The 3,171-nt window shown below is 70.8% G+C and carries 4 protein-coding genes; all 4 read right to left on the bottom strand.

Translation table 11 applies throughout. The features are described 5' to 3' along the window. Positions 1 to 319 (bottom strand): biotin carboxylase N-terminal domain-containing protein (locus tag A612_RS15535; protein ID WP_019375355.1); only part of this gene is annotated, 319 nt, incomplete at its 3' end. Continuing rightward, positions 316 to 1,158 carry an enoyl-CoA hydratase/isomerase family protein gene (locus A612_RS15530; protein WP_019375354.1) on the bottom strand — a complete coding sequence of 281 codons (843 nt, stop codon included), beginning with the start codon at positions 1,156 to 1,158 and terminating at the stop codon, positions 316 to 318. The genes A612_RS15535 and A612_RS15530, both read right to left, overlap by 4 nt. A gap of 15 nt (positions 1,159 to 1,173) precedes the next feature. Continuing rightward, on the bottom strand, positions 1,174 to 2,355 hold the full coding sequence (locus A612_RS15525; protein ID WP_019375353.1) for an acyl-CoA dehydrogenase family protein: 1,182 nt from the start codon (positions 2,353 to 2,355) through the stop codon (positions 1,174 to 1,176). 46 nt (positions 2,356 to 2,401) lie between these two features. After that, positions 2,402 to 3,171, bottom strand: a 770-nt coding sequence (locus A612_RS15520) for a carboxyl transferase domain-containing protein (RefSeq protein ID WP_019375352.1), incomplete at its 5' end; no start/stop codon positions are given.

Raw genomic sequence — 3,171 nt, 5'->3', positions numbered from 1 at the left:
CGGGCGGCGGGCCGATCCAAACCAGGCCCGCATCCAGCACCGCCTGGGCGAAGTCGGCGTTCTCGCTCAGGAAGCCATAGCCGGGGTGGACGGCATCGGCACCACTGGCGCGCGCCGCCGCCAGCAGCTTGTCGATGCGCAGGTAGTTGTCGCTGCTGGAAGCACCGCCCAGCGCCACGGCCTGCGAGGCCTCGCGCACGTGCAGGCTGTTGGCATCGGGGTCGGAATGGACGGCGACGGTGGGGATGCCCATGCGGTGGGCGGTGCGGATCACGCGGCGGGCGATCTCGCCGCGATTGGCGACCAGGATCTTTTTCATGGCTTCACACTCCACGGCGCCGGCTGGCGGGCAGCGAACGCCGCAAGGCCCTGCCGAGCCTCCGGGCCGCGCAGGCCGGCGGCAAAGGCGTGGGCGGCGGCGTCGAGCAGCTGGGGCAGCGGCGTCTCGGCCTCGACCCGCAGCAGCTGCTTGGTGGCTGCCACCGCCTGCGGGGCGGCGGCGCAGTGGCGCGCGATCGCCCCGGCCAACGCCGCGTCCAGGCCACCGGCGGGCGCCACCTCATCGACCAGACCGTCCTGCAGCGCGGCGGCCGCGTCCTGGCGCGCGCCCGTGAGCAGCCAGCGCCGGGCGCGCGCAGCACCCAGGCGGCGCACGACGAAGGGCGCGATCTGCGCCGGCACCACGCCCAGCGTGACCTCGGGCGTGGCAAATTGCGCGTCCGCATCGGCCAGCACGTGGTCGGCGCAGCACACCAGGCCGATGCCCCCGCCCATGGCCGCGCCCTCGACCGCCACCAGCAGCCACTGCGGCAGCGCGCACAGTGCCTGCAGCAGCGTGCCGAAGCGCCGGTTCATGGGCACCAGCGGGTCGTCCTCGCCCGGAGCCAGGGGCTGGCCGATGGCCTGGGCAAAGCCGCCCAGGCTGCCGCCGGCGCAGAAGTGCCCGCCCGACCCGCGCAGCACCACGCCGCGCAGGTCCCGATCGGCCGCAGCGCGCCCGCAGGCCGCCAGCAATGCCTCCACCAGCGCGTCGGTCAGCGCATTGCGGCTGGCCGGCTGGTCCAGCCACCAGATCTCGATGCAGCCCGTCGCCAGGGGCTGGCGCTCGACCCGCAGCCCGGCCGACGCGAGTGCGGCCGTGGAATCGCTCGTGCCCATGCCCGCAGCCCCGCTTCAGCGCACCGCGGGCCGCTTGGCGATGCCCATGGTCTTGGCGATGATCCCCAGCATGACCTCGTCGGCGCCGCCGCCGATCGAGCCCAGCCGGCCATCGCGGTACTGGCGCGAGACCTTGTTCTCCAGCGTGAAGCCCATGCCACCCCAGAACTGCAGGCAGGTGTCGGCCACCTGGCGGGACAGGCGCCCGGCTTTCAACTTGGCCATGCTGGCCAGCTGCAGCACGTCCTGGCCGCTGACATACAGCTCTCCGGCACGCCAGGTCAGCGCGCGCAGTGCCTCGACCTCGGTCTGCAGCTCGGCCAGCTTGAACTGCACCCACTGCTGGTCGGCCAGGGTGCTGCCGAACATCTGGCGCTCCTGCGCCCACTCCACCGTCCAGTCGATGCAGTTGGTGAGCGACTGCAGGCTGCTGGCCGCGGCCCACAGGCGCTCCTCCTGGAATTGCTGCATCTGGTAGATGAAGCCCTGGCCCTCCTGGCCGATCAGGTAGCGCTGCGGCACACGCACCTCGTCGAAGTACAAGAGGCCCGTGTCGCTGCTGTTCATGCCGATCTTGCGGATCTTCTGCGCCACCTCCACGCCGGGTGTCAGCTGGCCGCCCGGGCCATCGCGCAGCGGCACCATGACCAGGCTCTTGTTCCTGTGCGCCGGGCCGTCGCTGGTGTTGACCAGCATGCACATCCAGTCAGCCTGCAGGCTGTTGGTGATCCACATCTTCTGGCCCGTGATGACGTAGTCATCGCCGTCCTTGCGCGCATGGCTCTTGATGGCCGACACGTCGCTGCCCGCGCCGGGCTCGGACACGCCGATGCAGCCCACCATGTCGCCGGCAATGGCCGGGGCGAGGAACTGGCGGCGCAGCTCGTCGCTGCCATGGCGCGCCAGCGCCGGGGTGCACATGTCGGTCTGCACGCCGATCGCCATGGGCACGCCGCCGCAGTGGATGTGGCCCAGCGCCTCGGCCATGGCCATGCCGTAGGAGTAGTCCAGCCCCGCGCCGCCGTATTCCTCGGGCTTGGTCAGGCCCAAAAGCCCCAGGTCGCCCAGCTTCTTGAAGACCTCGTGCGCGGGGAAGATCTCGGCCGCCTCCCACGCGTCCACGTGGGGGTTGATCTCCTCGTCGATGAAACGCTTCAGGGTCTTCTGGATCTCGCGGTGTTCGTGCGTCAGCTGCATGGTGTCTCCGGGGGGTTCCTGGTGTTCTGGTAAAGGCGGTGCTGCGCTACATGCGCGCCACGCCGAACTGCATCGGTCGCAGCGGCCGCGCCGCCGCTTCGGCCACGGTATCGAGGCAGAAGGCCAGCACGGCGCGGGTGTCGCGCGGGTCGATCACGCCGTCATCGAGCAGCAGGCCACTGGTGTAGGCGGCGTCCGCCTGCTGCTCGAACATGGCGACGATGCGCTCGAACTGCGCCTGGGATTCCTTCGGGTCGGGCGTGATGCCCTTGCGGGCGAGGGCTGCCTCCGTGACCATCTGCATGGTGCGCGCGGCCTGCTCGCCGCCCATGACGGCCGTCTTGGCGCCCGGCCAGCTGAACAGGAAGCGCGGCGCGTAGCCGCGGCCACACATGCCGTAGTTGCCCGCGCCGAAGCTGGCGCCGCACTGGATGGTGATCTGCGGCACGGTGGCGTTGGTGACGGCCTGGATCATCTTGCTGCCGTGCTTGATCATCCCGCCCTGCTCGCTGTCCTTGCCGACCATGTAACCGGTGGTGTTCTGCAGGTAGACGATGGGCTGGCCCAGCTGGCACATCCACTGGATGAAGTGCGTGGCCTTGTTGGCGCCCGCCACGTCGATGGGGCCGTTGTTGCTGATGAAGCCCACCGCGTGGCCGGCGATGCGGCCCTGGGCGCAGACCGTGGCGCTGCCGTAGCGCGCCTTGAATTCCAGCAGCTCGGAGCCGTCGGTCAGGCGCGCGATGACTTCGCGCATGTCCACCGGCTGGCGCAGGTCGGGCGAGATCAGCGCCAGCAGGTCGTCGGCCGGCAGCA

Source organism: Melaminivora alkalimesophila, from assembly GCF_000282995.1.
Taxonomy (GTDB): domain Bacteria; phylum Pseudomonadota; class Gammaproteobacteria; order Burkholderiales; family Burkholderiaceae_C; genus Melaminivora; species Melaminivora alkalimesophila.
The sequence above is the reverse complement of the archived record's forward strand: the minus strand, read 5'-3'. Positions and strand labels throughout refer to the sequence as shown.

Excerpts from the sequence above, each read along its gene's own strand:
- A612_RS15530 (WP_019375354.1), bottom strand. The coding sequence starts at position 1,158 with ATGGGCACGAGCGATTCCACGGCCGCACTCGCGTCGGCCGGGCTGCGG.
- A612_RS15525 (WP_019375353.1), bottom strand. The coding sequence starts at position 2,355 with ATGCAGCTGACGCACGAACACCGCGAGATCCAGAAGACCCTGAAGCGT.